This window comes from Duncaniella sp., assembly GCF_029054785.1.
GTDB lineage: Bacteria > Bacteroidota > Bacteroidia > Bacteroidales > Muribaculaceae > Duncaniella.
This window is the reverse complement of the sequence record NZ_JAIDEN010000165.1, coordinates 1-14,794: the sequence shown is the minus strand read 5'-3', so window position 1 is coordinate 14,794 and position 14,794 is coordinate 1. Positions and strand designations below refer to the sequence as shown.

General features: G+C 50.6%; 14 protein-coding genes. 11 read left to right on the top strand and 3 right to left on the bottom strand.

The window, feature by feature from the left end; translation table 11 throughout:
• Window positions 1-84: 84 nt before the first annotated feature.
• The 6 genes from dnaN to rlmB all read left to right on the top strand — a co-directional run bounded on the left by dnaN (window position 85) and on the right by rlmB (window position 6,663).
• On the top strand, window positions 85-1,218 hold the full coding sequence (gene dnaN, locus K2H17_RS10070; protein WP_300134370.1) for a DNA polymerase III subunit beta: 1,134 nt from the start codon (window positions 85-87) through the stop codon (window positions 1,216-1,218).
• 6 nt (window positions 1,219-1,224) lie between these two features.
• On the top strand, window positions 1,225-1,986 hold the full coding sequence (locus tag K2H17_RS10065; RefSeq protein ID WP_300134367.1) for a 3'-5' exonuclease: 762 nt from the start codon (window positions 1,225-1,227) through the stop codon (window positions 1,984-1,986).
• A complete protein-coding gene (gene coaBC / locus K2H17_RS10060) occupies window positions 1,983-3,206 on the top strand; it encodes a bifunctional phosphopantothenoylcysteine decarboxylase/phosphopantothenate--cysteine ligase CoaBC (RefSeq protein ID WP_300134364.1) in 1,224 nt (407 codons plus the stop codon). Before K2H17_RS10065 ends, coaBC begins: the two co-directional genes overlap by 4 nt.
• 23 nt (window positions 3,207-3,229) lie before the next feature.
• Window positions 3,230-4,135: a DUF4835 family protein gene (locus K2H17_RS10055; protein ID WP_300134361.1), complete on the top strand. Its 906-nt coding sequence runs from the start codon at window positions 3,230-3,232 to the stop codon at window positions 4,133-4,135.
• Window positions 4,136-4,179: 44 nt separating this feature from the next.
• Window positions 4,180-5,841: a DNA repair protein RecN gene (gene recN, locus K2H17_RS10050; protein WP_300134358.1), complete on the top strand. Its 1,662-nt coding sequence runs from the start codon at window positions 4,180-4,182 to the stop codon at window positions 5,839-5,841.
• A 66-nt stretch (window positions 5,842-5,907) separates the two neighbouring features.
• Window positions 5,908-6,663 (top strand): 23S rRNA (guanosine(2251)-2'-O)-methyltransferase RlmB, encoded by a 756-nt coding sequence (rlmB, locus tag K2H17_RS10045; protein WP_300134355.1) that lies wholly within the window; start codon window positions 5,908-5,910, stop codon window positions 6,661-6,663.
• Window positions 6,664-6,792: 129 nt separating this feature from the next.
• On the opposite strand, the gene K2H17_RS10040 is transcribed toward rlmB, so the two are convergent.
• Both K2H17_RS10040 and tsaB read right to left on the bottom strand, forming a co-directional pair.
• Window positions 6,793-7,968 carry a hypothetical protein gene (locus K2H17_RS10040; RefSeq protein ID WP_300134352.1) on the bottom strand — a complete coding sequence of 392 codons (1,176 nt, stop codon included), beginning with the start codon at window positions 7,966-7,968 and terminating at the stop codon, window positions 6,793-6,795.
• Window positions 7,965-8,663: a tRNA (adenosine(37)-N6)-threonylcarbamoyltransferase complex dimerization subunit type 1 TsaB gene (gene tsaB, locus K2H17_RS10035; RefSeq protein WP_300134349.1), complete on the bottom strand. Its 699-nt coding sequence runs from the start codon at window positions 8,661-8,663 to the stop codon at window positions 7,965-7,967. Before tsaB ends, K2H17_RS10040 begins: the two co-directional genes overlap by 4 nt.
• A gap of 140 nt (window positions 8,664-8,803) precedes the next feature.
• On the opposite strand from tsaB, the gene K2H17_RS10030 reads away from it, so the two are divergent.
• The 5 genes from K2H17_RS10030 to K2H17_RS10010 all read left to right on the top strand — a co-directional run bounded on the left by K2H17_RS10030 (window position 8,804) and on the right by K2H17_RS10010 (window position 11,999).
• Window positions 8,804-9,679, top strand: a complete 876-nt coding sequence (locus K2H17_RS10030; protein ID WP_300134346.1) for a YicC/YloC family endoribonuclease — start codon at window positions 8,804-8,806, stop codon at window positions 9,677-9,679.
• 44 nt (window positions 9,680-9,723) lie between these two features.
• Window positions 9,724-10,311: a guanylate kinase gene (gmk, locus tag K2H17_RS10025; protein ID WP_300134343.1), complete on the top strand. Its 588-nt coding sequence runs from the start codon at window positions 9,724-9,726 to the stop codon at window positions 10,309-10,311.
• A gap of 27 nt (window positions 10,312-10,338) precedes the next feature.
• Window positions 10,339-10,920 (top strand): nicotinate (nicotinamide) nucleotide adenylyltransferase, encoded by a 582-nt coding sequence (nadD, locus tag K2H17_RS10020; protein ID WP_300134340.1) that lies wholly within the window; start codon window positions 10,339-10,341, stop codon window positions 10,918-10,920.
• Complete coding sequence (locus K2H17_RS10015; protein ID WP_300134337.1) at window positions 10,904-11,443, top strand: DUF5063 domain-containing protein; 540 nt, start codon at window positions 10,904-10,906, stop codon at window positions 11,441-11,443. The genes nadD and K2H17_RS10015 overlap by 17 nt, the downstream gene beginning before the upstream one ends.
• 88 nt (window positions 11,444-11,531) lie before the next feature.
• Window positions 11,532-11,999: an RpiB/LacA/LacB family sugar-phosphate isomerase gene (locus K2H17_RS10010; protein WP_300134335.1), complete on the top strand. Its 468-nt coding sequence runs from the start codon at window positions 11,532-11,534 to the stop codon at window positions 11,997-11,999.
• A gap of 167 nt (window positions 12,000-12,166) precedes the next feature.
• Here K2H17_RS10010 and rho read toward each other — a convergent pair whose 3' ends face one another.
• Window positions 12,167-14,326 (bottom strand): transcription termination factor Rho, encoded by a 2,160-nt coding sequence (gene rho / locus K2H17_RS10005; RefSeq protein ID WP_300134332.1) that lies wholly within the window; start codon window positions 14,324-14,326, stop codon window positions 12,167-12,169.
• Window positions 14,327-14,794: the final 468 nt, after the last annotated feature.

Sequence of the window (14,794 nt, the reverse complement as noted above, 5' to 3'; positions counted from 1 at the left end):
AAGTTACTAAATTAATTTTTCGCCGGTTGCTAATTGAGAAATTTTGTGCTAACTTTGTGGGATAAAAACTCAAATAAAAACGATATGAAATTTACCGTTCCCAGTAAGACGCTTCATAATTTTGCTTCATCAGTAAGCAAAGTCATCAATGCAAAAAATGCGCTGACGATCCTTAACAATTTTCTTTTTTCGATCGAGGGCAGCGTGTTGACTATTACCGCTTGTGATGGTGAAAACATGCTCTGCGGACGTATTCCGATCATGGATGTTGAAGGAGAGGGCGAGTTCTGTATCGACGCCCGCCGTATTGTCGAACTCCTTCGCGTCATGCCTGAGCAGGAACTTAATTTCGTGATTGACGAGGTCACTCTTGCCGTAGAGATGTCCCATCCCAACGGTTCTTATAAATTCATGGGCCTCAAGGGCTCGGAATATCCCCATTTCGACCGCAACAAGGAATCTGAAAATCTGCTGGTGTTCAAGGCTCCCGGATCGGCTCTTCTCAGAGGTCTGGAATATACCTCCTTTGCCGCAGGCACAGACATGCTGCGCCCGCAGATGATGGGTGTCTATTGGGACATCAAGCCTGACAAACTTGTCTTTGTAGCCACCGATACCCACAAGCTGGTGCGTTTCGAGGATTGTAGCCTTTCGCCTGAGATCGAAGGCTCGTTTATTCTTCCCAACAAGTCAACCAACGTGTTCCGCAGTGTGTTCAGCCGTGACGAAGAAGTGACAGTCAAGCTCGATCAGCAGTCGGGTGTAACATTCGAGACAGATACATTCACATTCGAGAGCCGTCTTGTCAAGGGCCGCTATCCCGATTATACAAGAGTGATTCCGGAGAACAATCCGTTCACACTCACTGTCAACCGCCATTCGTTCACAACTGCTGTGCGCCGTGTGAGCCTCTTCGTTGACGAAGGCCACGGTCTCATCAAGTTCAACGTCACCCCCGAACGCGTGACAATCAAGGCTTCTGACAATGAGTACAACACCTCCGGTGTGGAGACTCTTTCGGCTGATTTCACAGGCAGCAATATGGTGATCGGCTTCAGCTCGTCATATCTTTCGGAACTTGCCGGTGTGCTCTGGACCGAAGATATCGTGTTCAAACTTGCCGATCCGTCGAAACCTGCTGTGATTCTGCCGACCGAGGACAAGGCCGATACCCGCCTGACAATGCTCCTCATGCCGATGAACGTAACTGATTTCTAAGAGGACATGCAGCTTAATCTTAAGAAACCGATAGTCTTTTTTGATCTTGAGACCACAGGTGTGGACATTCTCCATGATCGCATCGTAGAGATTTCACTTATAAAGATTCTTCCGGACGGACAGGAGATCGAGAAGACCCGCAGAGTCAATCCCGAAATGCCGATTCCGCCGGAAGCGACAGCCGTCCATCACATCACGGATGAGGATGTGGCAGGTGAGCCGACTTTCCGGCAGATTGCCCGTTCGCTGGCCAACGAGCTGACCGGCTGTGACATCGCAGGCTTCAATTCAAACCGTTTCGATGTCCCGATGCTTGATCAGGAGTTCCAGCGGTCAGGGGTGAAGTTTGATTTCACGAAAGCCCGTTTCATTGACGTGCAGACGATTTTCCACAAGAAGGAACAGCGCACACTTGTGGCCGCATATAAATTTTATTGTGGCAAGGATCTTGACGGCGCCCATTCGGCCAATGCCGATACGCGGGCTACTTATGAAGTGCTCAAAGCCCAGCTTGACCGCTACGACGATCTGCCGAATGACATGGAGGAGCTGAGCAAGTTCTCCAGAGTCAACCGCAACGTTGACTTCATGGGGCGCATCGTGCTTGACGACAATGACCGTGAAATTGTCAATTTCGGAAAATACAAGGGACAGCCGGTAGCTGAAGTGTTCCGCAAGGATCCCTCGTACTACGACTGGATCATGAAAGGCGATTTCGCCCAGAATACCAAAGACTGTTTTACCCGCATAAAACTCGCAATGAAATGAGTCCTCTCGCAGGCAAGCATATTATTCTTGGAATTTGCGGAGGCATAGCCGCATATAAATCCGTTTCCCTGCTCCGCCTTTTTGTGAAGGCCGGGGCAGAGGTGCAGGTTGTCATCACTCCCGCCGGAAAGCAGTTCATAACCCCTGTGACTCTTTCATCTTTGAGTCAGAAGCCCGTTGTCAGTGAGTTTTTCACAGCCAATACGGGCGAGTGGCATTCCCACGTGGATCTCGGCCTGTGGGCCGACTGCATGGTGATCGCCCCGGCCACTGCCTCGACAATCGGAAAGATGGCCCACGGCATTGCCGACAATATGCTGGTGACCACCTATTTGTCAGCCAAATCGCAGGTCTTCGTGGCCCCGGCTATGGACCTTGACATGATGGCTCATCCCTCGACCACAGCCAATCTTGAACTTCTGCGCAGCTATGGCAACGTAATCATCGAGCCTGAAAGCGGAGAACTCGCAAGCGGCCTTGTCGGCAAAGGCCGCATGGAGGAGCCTGAAAATATCTTCAGGACAATCGAGGCTTATTTTGCCGCCAAAGGAGATCTCAGCGGCAGAAAAGTGCTTGTCACTGCCGGTCCGACTTATGAGCGCATTGACCCCGTCAGATTTATCGGTAACTTTTCATCCGGTAAAATGGGCTATGCGATTGCCGAGGAGTTCGCCTCCCGTGGAGCTGAAGTCACCCTGGTCAGCGGTCCGGTTTCGCTCAAGCCTGTCAGTCCGTCGATCCGGCTGGTTAAGGTTGAGTCGGCGCGGCAGATGTTGCAGGCCTGTCAGGATGCATTCCCGCAGAGTGATGTCGCTGTAATGTGCGCGGCTGTCGCTGATTATGCGCCTGCTGAGGTCGCTGACAGAAAAATAAAGCGCGAGCATGACGATGTGCCGGTCATAAGCCTTGTGAAGAATCCTGACATTGCCGCTACACTCGGCTCCAGGAAGCGGGATGACCAGATCCTGGTAGGATTCGCGCTGGAGACTGACCATGAGCTTGACAATGCCGTAGGTAAGATGCAGCGCAAGAATCTGGATATGATCGTGCTCAATTCCTTGCGTGATCAAGGTGCAGGATTCGGTACGGATACCAACAAGGTGACTGTCCTGACATCGTCAGGCGACCGCACGGAGTTCGGACTCAAGTCAAAGCAGGCTGTGGCCAAAGATGTGGTCGATTCCGTCATCGGACTTCGGCCGGAACTGAAAGGCCTCTGATAATCTTTGTTGATTTCAATTTTATGAAAGCTCTTGTTTCTTTCCTCGTTTCGCTGATCGTTTCTGCTGCCGGAATGGCTCAGGAACTGAATTGCCGTGTCGAGATCAACACGTCGCAGCTCGAAGGAACCAACAAGAGTGTGTTTGAGACATTGCAGAACGCTGTCAATGAGTATGTGAATACAAGCCAGTGGACTCAGACCCAGTTTTCGCCTAACGAAAAGATCGAGTGCACGCTGTTTTTCACAATCACCAAATATGACGAATCGACCGGCGCGATGGAAGGCTCTCTTCAGGTCCAGTCCACAAGACCGGTCTACAATTCGTCATACACGACAACCCTGATAAACTTCAAGGACAACAAGATTGAGTTTGCCTATCAGGAAAACGAGCCTCTGATCTATTCGGAGACAAATATGGAAAGTCAGCTGACGCAGATATTGAATTTTTATATCTATCTGATCCTGGCGGTTGATTTCGACTCTTTCTCGCCTCGCGGCGGAGATCCGTACTTTGACCGGCTCGAAACGATTGTCCATCAGGGGCAGTCGTCGGGCGAAAGTGGCTGGAAGGCCTTTGAGGACACAAAAAACCGCGCCGCCGTGCTTGCCTCGTTCGCTGATCCTTCGACCCGCCGTTTGCGTGACCTCTATTACAATTATCATCTTCAGGGCCTTGACCAGATGTCTGTCAGTCCGGAAAAGGGACGAAAGACGATTGACACCTCACTGGATATTCTCACGGAGATCCATAAGGTGGCCCCGATGTCAGTCGGACTGTCGATGTTCAAGGATGCCAAACTTGATGAGCTTGTGAACATCTATTCGAAAGCGACAGCCGATGAGCGGCAGCATGCCTATGATGTGTTGTCGGCCATTTTCCCGACAGAGCAGCAGAGGCTCGATCAGATCAAGCGTGGCGATTCCTGATGTCAGCCTGTGAAAAAAAGTAATATCATTAAACTCTCAAAGAAGTGTTAGAATCACTCCACATATCGAACTATGCGCTGATTGACTTGATCGACATCAGTTTTCATCCGGGTTTCAATGTAATCACCGGTGAGACCGGTGCCGGAAAGTCGATCATTCTCGGCGCTCTTTCCATGTTGCTTGGCGCAAGGGCTGATACTCGTGTGGTGAGCAACCCTGACGCCAAAAGTGTCATTGAGGCCGTGTTTTCCGTAAAAGACTATCCCTTGCTGAAAGAGTTCTGTTTGCAGGAAGACATTGAGTGGGATGACGAGCGTTGCATTCTGCGTCGCGAAATTTCGCCTGCCGGACGTTCACGCGCTTTTGTCAATGACTCTCCGGTCCCTCTCACGAAACTCCGCGAGGTCAGTCTGCATCTGATCGACATCCATTCCCAGCATCAGAATCAGTTGCTGGCTACTCCGGCTTTCCAGCTTGACGTGATCGACACTCTTGCCGGAAACGCACCGCGCCTGAAAGCCTATCAGGTCAGATTCAACGCGCTGCGGGAAGCGATCAAGCGGCTGAAAGTGGCCCGTGCCAGAATAGAACGCTCGCGTGAGGACGAGGAGTTTACCCGTTATCAGCTTGAGCAGATTGAAGAACTCAATCTTCAGCGTGGCGAACAGGCGGATCTCGAACGGGAGAGGGATGTCCTGACCAATCTTGCTTCGATAAAGGAGGCTTTGTCGAGAGCTACTGGCGCTCTTGACGGAGAAGGCGGAGGCGCTTTGCATCTGCTTGAAAAGGCGATGGAAGCCTGTGACGATCTTGACGATCTGCTTGACAGTTCAGACTCCATCCCTGAACGTCTGGAGTCTGCAAAGATCGAGATTTCGGACATCGCTTCGACTCTCAGGGGTCTTGACGAAAGTCTTGGTGCCGATCCGTCGGCTTTGGCTTCAATCGAAGAGCGTCTGGGTGCGATATATTCGCTGTGTCATAAGCATCATGTGGATGATGCCGACGGTCTGATTGATTTGCGCGATTCACTCAGAGCGAAGTTGAAGGCTCTCGATGACTCAGATGACACCATTGAGGAACTGGAGAGGGATGCCCGCCGGGCAAAGGCTCTTGCCAAAGAGGCTGCTCAGGAAATTTCGAAAGCCCGTCAGGAAGAGGCTGTGAGATTCGGAAAGCATCTGACTGAAATTGCGATGCCTTTGGGCATGAAAAATCTTCGCTGTGAGATCAGTGTCACTCCTGCCGACATGAGTTCAACCGGATGTGACAGTGTTGAGTTCATGGTTGCGTTCAACAAGAATCAGCCGCTGATGCCGGTCGGCGCCACTGCGTCAGGAGGTGAGATTTCTCGCCTGATGCTGTCGATAAAGTCGATCATCGCATCGCGTATGCAGTTGCCGAGCATCATATTTGATGAGATTGACACCGGAGTGTCAGGCGATGTCGCCAACCGGATGGGGCAGATGATGAAGGATATTTCAAAGAATATTCAGGTAACAACCATTACCCATCTTCCGCAAGTGGCTTCGAAAGGTGCACATCAGTATCGTGTCTACAAGGAGGATGACGAGCATTCGACCCACACGCGTATCTCTCTGCTGAGTGACGAGGAGCGTGTCAGCTCGATAGCCGCGATGCTTGGGGGCGCTGACATTGATGCCGCAGCTATTGCCGCAGCCCGAAGTCTTTTGGCTCAGGGCTGAGAGAGCGGGATTTGTTTGAAATAAAGAAATAACAGACTAATAAAAAATTATATAGAATAAAAAGACGTGGACCGCAACGATTATATTTATGGCCTTCGGGCTGTGATGGAGGCTATCGAGGCCGGAAAAGAGATTGACAAGATTTTTATTGCCAAGGATTTGCAGGGCGATCTGGCTTCGGAACTGATTTCGCTTGCCCGTGCCAATAGGGTTGTGATGCAGAGGGTGCCGGTTGAGCGTATCAACCGCATTACCCGTAAGAACCATCAGGGTGTGCTGGCCATGATGTCTGCCGTAACATACCATAGGCTTGATCATCTTGTGCCTGAACTTTATGAAGCCGGTATTTTGCCGTTCATCGTATTGCTTGACGGAATCACCGATGTCAGAAACTTCGGTGCTATCGCGCGTACCTGCGAGTGTGCGGGAGTGGATGCGATCGTTATTCCGGAGCATGGCAGTGTTTCTGTCGGCGGAGATGCCATCAAGACTTCTGCCGGTGCATTGCATCATATCCCGGTGTGTCGCGTTTCGTCGATCGCATGGGCTGCTAAATTCCTGCGTGAGAATGGCTACAATGTGGTTGCTGTGACTGAAAAATCTGACATCAATTACACCGAGGGCAAATATTCCGATCCGGTTGCCATCGTTATGGGTGCGGAGGATGTCGGCATTTCTCCGGAAGCCATGAAGCAGTGTGATACCCGCGTGGGCATTCCGATGTTCGGAAACATCGGCTCACTGAATGTTTCAGTTGCAGCCGGAGTCATGATATATGAGGTGGTCCGTCAGCGTCTGGAGGCCAATCTCGAAATCATCTGAGAGATAAGTAACAATTGATTTTCAAGAGTTACTTAAGAAGCTGTTTAAATTTATGTGATACGGATTTATGAAATTTAAACAGTTCCTAAGATAAACAATATATATGAGGAGGCTGTTGGAACGTAAGTTTCAGCAGCCTCTTCTCTGACAGACTTGTCCCATTGATGTTACAATCAGTAGTTTCTGGTCGCCGGATGCGGTTGTGCCGAAAATCATTGAATCGCCGCCTTCCTTGATCTTGAGTTTTGCGGCAAGTTGCGGTGCGCCCAAAGGAAAATTTCGGACGGCTACGTTGACAACAGGATAGGTCTTGGCGAAATTCTTTACGGTCTGTTTGTTGAACGGCAGGACCTCGATGATCCTGAAATATTCACCCGGAAAATCTTCTGCTTGCTCATCTGCGCAAAACAGGCTCGTGTTCGGATGGAGCTTGCCTGTGCCGAAGCGTTCGGAAAGCAGTTTCAGGCCTCCGCCTTTCATGACTGACGGGAATGGTTCCAACAGGACTCCTCCTGCAATCGGAGCGGAGTAGGTCGGGGCGGCGTTGTTTTCCTCTTCCGGAGTAAATGAGTAGGCTTGTCTGCCGACGGTAAGGCAGTTTGTGGAGAGGCGTGACGGCGCTTGGTTCTCCTGACAGATTCGGTCTGTGTCAATCAGAAATATAAGCTCTTTGCATTCCTTGACAGTGCCTGTTGTGATGACATCGCAGGAGACGCCTAATTCCGCGATCGCTTTTTTTATGTCAAGCATCGGAGAGGCTTTGATGATCAGGCGCCGGCAGCGTGACAGCAGCATGGGGAGTGCCGGGATAATGTCCGGTTGGCAGTCTTTAAGCGCGTAATGACGTCCGGCATTGTCACGGCGTGCGGGATCGATGAAGATCACATCGAAGCAATAGTCGCCGTGGTCACGCAGCCACCGGATGCTCTCGCCTTCTTCCAAAGTGAGGTTTTCAAGTCCCAGAGCTTTGATATTGTGGGTTCCGGCCTTGAATGTCTCAGGATTGAACTCAATGGCCGTCACCTTTCGGGCGCGTCCGGCGAAGTGGAATGAGTCGATTCCCAGCCCGAAGGTCATGTCCAGCACGTCGGCTCCATCAGGAATAAAAGAGGCATGGATTTCCGCCACCGCATCGGAGGTCGACATTTCTGCGACAGCGAGCGATGGGAATATGAAGTCCTGGCATTTAAGAGTTTCAGGAAGTTTGGATGCGGTTTTGCTGCGGCATTCGAGTTGCAGGATTTTCTGCATCATCTCAGGATCGCCGTGATGCTTCAGGCGCAGTCTGTTGAAATCTTCCTTCACTCCAATAGGTTGTTCTTGGGTGTGGACGCCTGGAAATCTTTGATGTAGTTGGGGACACTGTATGCGATGTCAATGAAATCCTTGCGTGAATAGGCCCGTTCGGCAAGGGCTATCATGTCGATTGCCAGCGGATTGATGTCGGGAATGAAAGTGACATTTGGAGCGGTGATCACTTCACGGGCTTTGTCGCTGCCGTTGCCGAACATCAGAACGCGCGGGTAGCGTTCGATGATTTCCTTGTAGCTGTCAGGCGTAAGGATCAGGGCCTGCTGGTCCATCACGGCCTCAAGAGAGAAGTCAAAGGCAGCGGTGTAGACTTCCATGCGTCTTGCATCAATCATCGGGACGAAAATTTCATCCCCCTCCAGTTCCTGAGTGAACATCACATTGCAGGCCATTATACGGAGGGTGTCAATGCCGATCAGCGGAATGCCAAGCGAATAGGCCAGACCTTTGGCTTCGGAAAGACCGATGCGCAGTCCTGTGTAGCTGCCGGGGCCTAAGGCTACCGCCACGGCTTCAAGTTGCAATTCTTTTTCGCGGGCAAAATCGAGGCAATATTTAATGTAATCGCTGAGAAGAGCGGCGTGGTTGCGGCCACCGCCTTCTTCCTGATGGGCAAGGACCATACCCTCGGCTGTAAGGGCCACAGAGCAGTGGTCGACAGATGTTTCGATATTAAGAATTACGGCCATTGTGATGCAATAAGTTAAAGCGAACCGACCATCGGAGGGGTTCGCGAGTCAAAATTTGAAACAAAGTTACTTGTTTCTCCCGATAAATTACTAATTTTGTGGGAAAATATTGCCTGTTAATCATAATAAATCCTCATATCATGTTATACTCAATGACGGGATTCGGGAAAGCAGTGACCGAGCTTCCCGGAAAGAAAATCACGGTTGAATTAAAGTCCCTTAACAGTAAGCAGATTGATGTGGCCGCACGAGTGCCGTCATCTTTGCGTGCTGAAGAACTTGCGATGCGCAACCTGATCGCGGCGTCATTGGAACGTGGTAAGGTCGATCTGACTATTTATGTGGAGAGTGTCTCGTCAGAGGCTTCTGTACGTCTGAATGTGCCTGCGCTCAAGGCCTATAAGGCTGATGTCGAGCAGGCTGCCGCCGAACTTGGCATTGATAGCCCGGCTGACTGGTACACAGTCCTGATGCGTTTCCCGGATGTGATCAAGAGCGAGACTCCGACCCAGGCCGACGACAATGAAGTTGAGGCCGTAATGGCGGCCCTTTCAGATGCCATCGAGGCGCTGATGAGCTACCGCAGGGCCGAAGGCGAGAAACTGGAGACATTTTTTGCCGAACGTATTGCCCGCATCAGAGAGCTGCTTGAGCAGGTGCCGCAATATGAGACTGAAAGAGTAGAGCGTATCCGCACACGCATGGAAGAGGGCCTGGCTAAAATCCACAATGTCGACTATGACCGCAGCCGACTGGAGCAGGAACTCTTTTTCTATATCGAAAAACTTGATGTCAATGAAGAAAAACAGCGTCTGACACAGCATCTCAACTATTTCACCGAGACCCTCGAAGCTCCACGCGGACAGGGCAAGAAACTCGGATTCATCGCTCAGGAAATGGGCCGTGAGATCAATACTCTCGGATCGAAAAGCAATCATGCGCAGATGCAGCGGCTCGTGGTCCAGATGAAAGATGTGCTGGAACAGATCAAGGAGCAGGTGCTCAATGTAATGTAAAACAAATCACGTTTGATATAATAAACATCTATCGGATTTCACAGATGAAAGGGAAGATCATTATAATTTCAGCGCCCTCCGGTACCGGCAAGTCGACGATCATCAATGCTCTGCTGGAGCGTGGTGAGATCGACATGAAGTTTTCAATCTCGGCTACCAACCGGAAGCCGCGCGGTGAAGAGGTCCACGGTGTGAACTATTATTTCCTGTCAGATGACGAATTTCGTGAAGCCATTGCCGCAGACGCTTTTGTCGAATATGAAGAGGTCTATCCCGGTCGGTTTTACGGAACGCTTAAAAGTGAGATAGAGCGCATCACGGCCGAAGGTCATAATGTGATCCTCGACATAGATGTCAAAGGCGGTGTGAATGTGAAGAAACTCTACGGCGAAGAAGCCTTGAGCGTATTCATTCAGCCTCCGGGTCTTGACGTGTTGCGCAAACGGCTCACCGGTCGAGCCACAGACAGCGCCGAAGCGATCGAGGAGAGGCTTGCGAAAGCGGAATATGAACTTTCGTTTGCTCCGGAATTCGACTGTGTGGTGGTCAATGATTCGCTGGACCGCGCGGTGAATGAAGTTGATGTGACAATTAAAAATTTCCTTTCCGTCTGCGTGGAAGGGATGCGTTGAAAGGTTGAACAACTGATCAGTCTTTAAATGACCATAGGAATATTAGGAGGCTCGTTTAATCCTGTCCATATCGGACACATGATGCTTGCAAGTTATCTCCAGCAGTTTACCGATCTGGATGAAGTGTGGCTGACGCTGTCGCCTCTCAATCCGTTGAAAGCAGGTTCGGATGAACTGATTCCCGACCTCACCCGGCTGAAGATGCTTGAGCTGGCCATAGGAGATACCAAAGGATTGAATATCTGTGATTATGAGCTGTCGATGCCGCGTCCGTCATACACGATCAACACTCTGCGTTATCTTGCCAAGCGCTATCCGCGCCATAGCTTCAAGCTGATTATCGGCAGTGACAACTGGAAGATCTTCGATCAGTGGAAAGATCATGAGGCCATCATCTCGGAATTCGGTGTGATCGTCTATCCTCGCCCCGGTTATCCGGTAGGGACAATCTATGATGACGGGGTAGACGTGGTCAACGCTCCGACTGCTGAGATCTCCAGTACTCTTATCCGTAAGGCTCTGGCCCGCGGATGGGATATGAACTATTTTTTGCCCCAGGGCGTATATGATTATATAATTAAAAATAATCTTTATGGAACTCGCTCCTAATTCACTTGCTTTTATAGCCTTGTGTAATGAATACTGCTGTGCGGTGGAGAACTGCCGTGAATCTGAACCGGCTGAATTCGTCGCATCTATGCTGCGTCTGCTTCCGAGGATCTATATAGTGGCATCTGATCTGAAACCTGCGCCGTTGATGGAGGATGTCGACCCGTATGTAGAGAGCTATCTTGATGAAGACTATTATGAGGCTCTCAGACGGGAAATTGAAAATCTTTTAGGCCCGGACGATGTCTATCTTGAAGTGTTTGAGGAGGATATGAAATACTCTGACACACCGATCGGGATGAGTGTTTCCGAAGGACTCTGCGACATTTTTCAGGTCCTTTACAACTTTATCGCGATGGTCAAGGATGCTCCGGAGGATGTTGTCAACATGGCATTACATGCAGTCAGGGCGGATTTCCAGTCTTATTGGAGTCAGCGACTGTGCAATTTGCTGCGTCCGCTCAACCACATCCGTTATTCTTCCGGAGAAGACGATGACAGTGAAGAAGTCGATGAGAACTGACCGGTTTCAACGAGAAGCGTAGTGCCCTCCCGCCGTTAGGAGGGTTTAACAGATTGAAAAATAAGAAAACAATATAATTTACAGATTTATGTCAATTCTTAAGGAAAACCTGCCCGTTGGATTTTGCAGCGATCATGCGGGCTATGAAATGAAAATGGTGCTTGAAGGTTATTTTGAATCCCTCGGCATCGAGTATAAGGATTTTGGCACAGATTCTACTGAGAGTTGCGACTATGCTGACTTCGCCCATCCGTGTGCAGCGGCTGTTGAAAACGGCGAGTGCTATCCGGGCATAGCGTTGTGCGGTTCCGGTAACGGCATCGGAATGACCTTGAACAAGCATCAGGGTATCCGTGCGGCTCTGTGCTGGAATGTAGAGCTTGCCGAGCTTGCGCGTCGCCACAACGATGCTAATGTGCTGGTTCTTCCTGCCCGTTTCATTGACAATGTAACAGCCATCAATATTGTCGAGACTTTCCTGAACACTCCGTTTGACGGAGGCCGCCACGAACGCCGCATCGAGAAAATCCCTGTGTCGGGCTGTACATGCAAATGACACTTGGCCTGAATTTCATCGGTATGCGCCAACGGTGGTAGTCGCGCTCGGTTTCGAAAACCTGCATCGGGAGAAGCTGATAATAATAAAATCAATCGGGACGCCTTGTACTTACAAGGCGTCCCGATTGATTTTATTATTATCCTGAGAAGGAGGATGATTGCGGATCAGTCTCCCATTGTGCGGAGGAGTTCTTCGTTGTCCGAGGTGCGTTCCATGCGGTCTTTGATGAATTCCATTGCCTCGATTGAATTCCGGTCGCTCAGGAAGCGGCGGAGAATCCACATGCGGTTGAGGGTTTCATTGCGCAGGAGCAGGTCGTCACGGCGGGTTGAGGAGGCCATGATGTCGACAGCGGGGAAGATGCGCTTGTTGGACAGCTTGCGGTCAAGCTGAAGTTCCATGTTGCCTGTGCCCTTGAATTCCTCAAAGATGACTTCGTCCATTTTGGAGCTGGTTTCGGTGAGGGCTGTGGCGATGATGGTGAGCGAGCCGCCGTTTTCAATGTTACGGGCTGCGCCGAAGAAGCGTTTTGGTTTCTGGAGGGCGTTTGCATCGACACCGCCGGAGAGGATTTTGCCTGAGGCCGGTGCGCAAGTGTTGTAGGCACGGGCAAGACGAGTGATCGAGTCAAGCAGGATGACTACGTCGTGGCCGCATTCAACCATGCGCTTTGCCTTTTCCAGAACGATGGAGGCGATTTTCACATGACGTTCCGCGGGTTCGTCGAAAGTCGATGCGATTACTTCGGCATTCACGCTGCGGCTCATGTCGGTTACTTCTTCCGGGCGTTCGTCAATAAGGAGAATCATGATATAGGTTTCGGGGTGATTCTCTGCGATGGCGTTGGCGATGTCCTTGAGAAGGATGGTCTTACCGGTTTTCGGAGGTGCTACAATCAGGCCGCGCTGTCCTTTGCCGATAGGGGAGAACATGTCCACAACGCGAGTCGAGATGTTGCTTGAACGGCCTGACGTGAGGTCGAATTTTTCGTTGGGGAAAAGAGGCGTGAGATGCTCAAAAGCGACTCTGTCGCGGATATATTCCACCGAACGGCCGTTGACGCTTCTGACTGAGCTGAGAGGGAAGTATTTGTCACCTTCGCGCGGAGCGCGGAGTGTGGCGTCGACAACGTCGCCCGAACGGAGTGCGTATTGTTTGATCTGTTCCTTTGTGACAAGAACGTCGTCGGGAGATGCAAGGTAGTTGTAGTCGCTTGAGCGAAGAAATCCGTGGCCTTCGGGCATTATTTCAAGCACACCGGTAGCCTCGATGATGCCGTCGAAATTGTAGGCCTGCTGCTGGGGTCTCTGTTCGAACTGCTGATTTTTGTTGCGGTTCTTTTTGTTCTTTTTGCCTTGCGCCTGCTGTTTTTCCATTCCGGGTTCTCCGAGGACGATTGGAGTCTGCGGAACTGGCGCCGGCTGCTGAGGCTGCTGGGCCTGCTGCTCTTTTTCCTGCTGTGAGCGTGGTGCGAATGTGCGTCCTCCTGAACGGGGGAAGAATGATCCGAAAGAACTGTCCTTCGGGCGGAAATCGCGTTTGGGCTGTTGCTGCTGCCGGTCCTGCTGGTTTTCAGAGTCCGAGGCCTGGTTCATGTCGTTGGCCTGGCCGGGACGGATGAATATGCCGTGGCGAGGACGTTCTTCCGATGAGATCTGATTCTCAGAGTCGGCAGGCGCCGGGAGCTGTTTGAAAGCCTCCGCCTGAATGCCTGTGTCTTCTGCCTTAGGCTCTTCGGTGCGAGGTTCTTCCTTGGCAGGGGCTGTTTCAGAAGCAGGGATTTCAGCGGATGCGTTTGCAGCAGATTCGTTTTCTTGTTCCGGCTGAGAATTGCGGGGCGGGCGACCACGGCGACGCTTGGGCTGCTGTTCGCCTTGAGCCTGCTGGGCTTCGGCAACTGCGGGTTCAGCCTCTGCCGGTGCAGGAGTCTGTGTTTCAGCAGGAGTGGACTCTGCCTGAGGAGCTGTTTCGGCAGAAGTGTTGCCTTCAGCTGCCTGACGGGCCTTGCGGCCACGTTTCTTTGGCTGCTGCTCGGCATTCTGTGCCGGCTCTTGAGGCGCTTCGCTTTTCGGTTCCTCTTTTTTCTTGCGAGGAGTCTTCTGCTGGTTGTCTTCTTTTACATCTTTTGTTTCCTTTTTGCTGCGGCGGTTTTTTTGTGACGCGTTTGCTGTCGAGCTGGCAGCTATGTCGCGTGCCTGCTTGTCAAGGATTTCGTAAATGAGATTCTCTTTATCGTCGAGATTGACTTTCTTTATGCCGTTGGTTTGTGCGACTTCCCGCAATTGCGAGTCGTCCATGGCTTCAAGTTCGGAGTAATTATACATATATAATGTCAATTGGGAAGCAAGTGCGTCACCACACTTTGTTTACCTTAAAGGATTATTTTTTTACACGAAAACAGATTGTCAGGGGGAGTGGGGGGATCATAGACCCACGGTCAAGTCCGCTGTAATTGCTTTAATTGAAATTAGAAACGGAAAAGTAAATTAAAAAAGGGTTGATCTTTGGTTGTCCCCGCTTCGGGGTTTGCCTTTCATCTGCTCAGAGAGAGTTTGAAATCAGCAAAGGGGATTGTTGAAACCGCGTCGGAATTAAAAGCGGATTATTAAATCTTAAAGGCTGGAAGGGGGATGAATGGCCGATCCGTAGGGTTCAAAGCCTTTGCAAAGATACAATCATTTTTATGATTTAACAAATTAAATTGAAAAAATGTTTTGCACTTCGATTCAGAGCCATATTCACCTCAAAACTTTCGCTCAGATTATAACTATTGTTATTAAACCTATTAACTA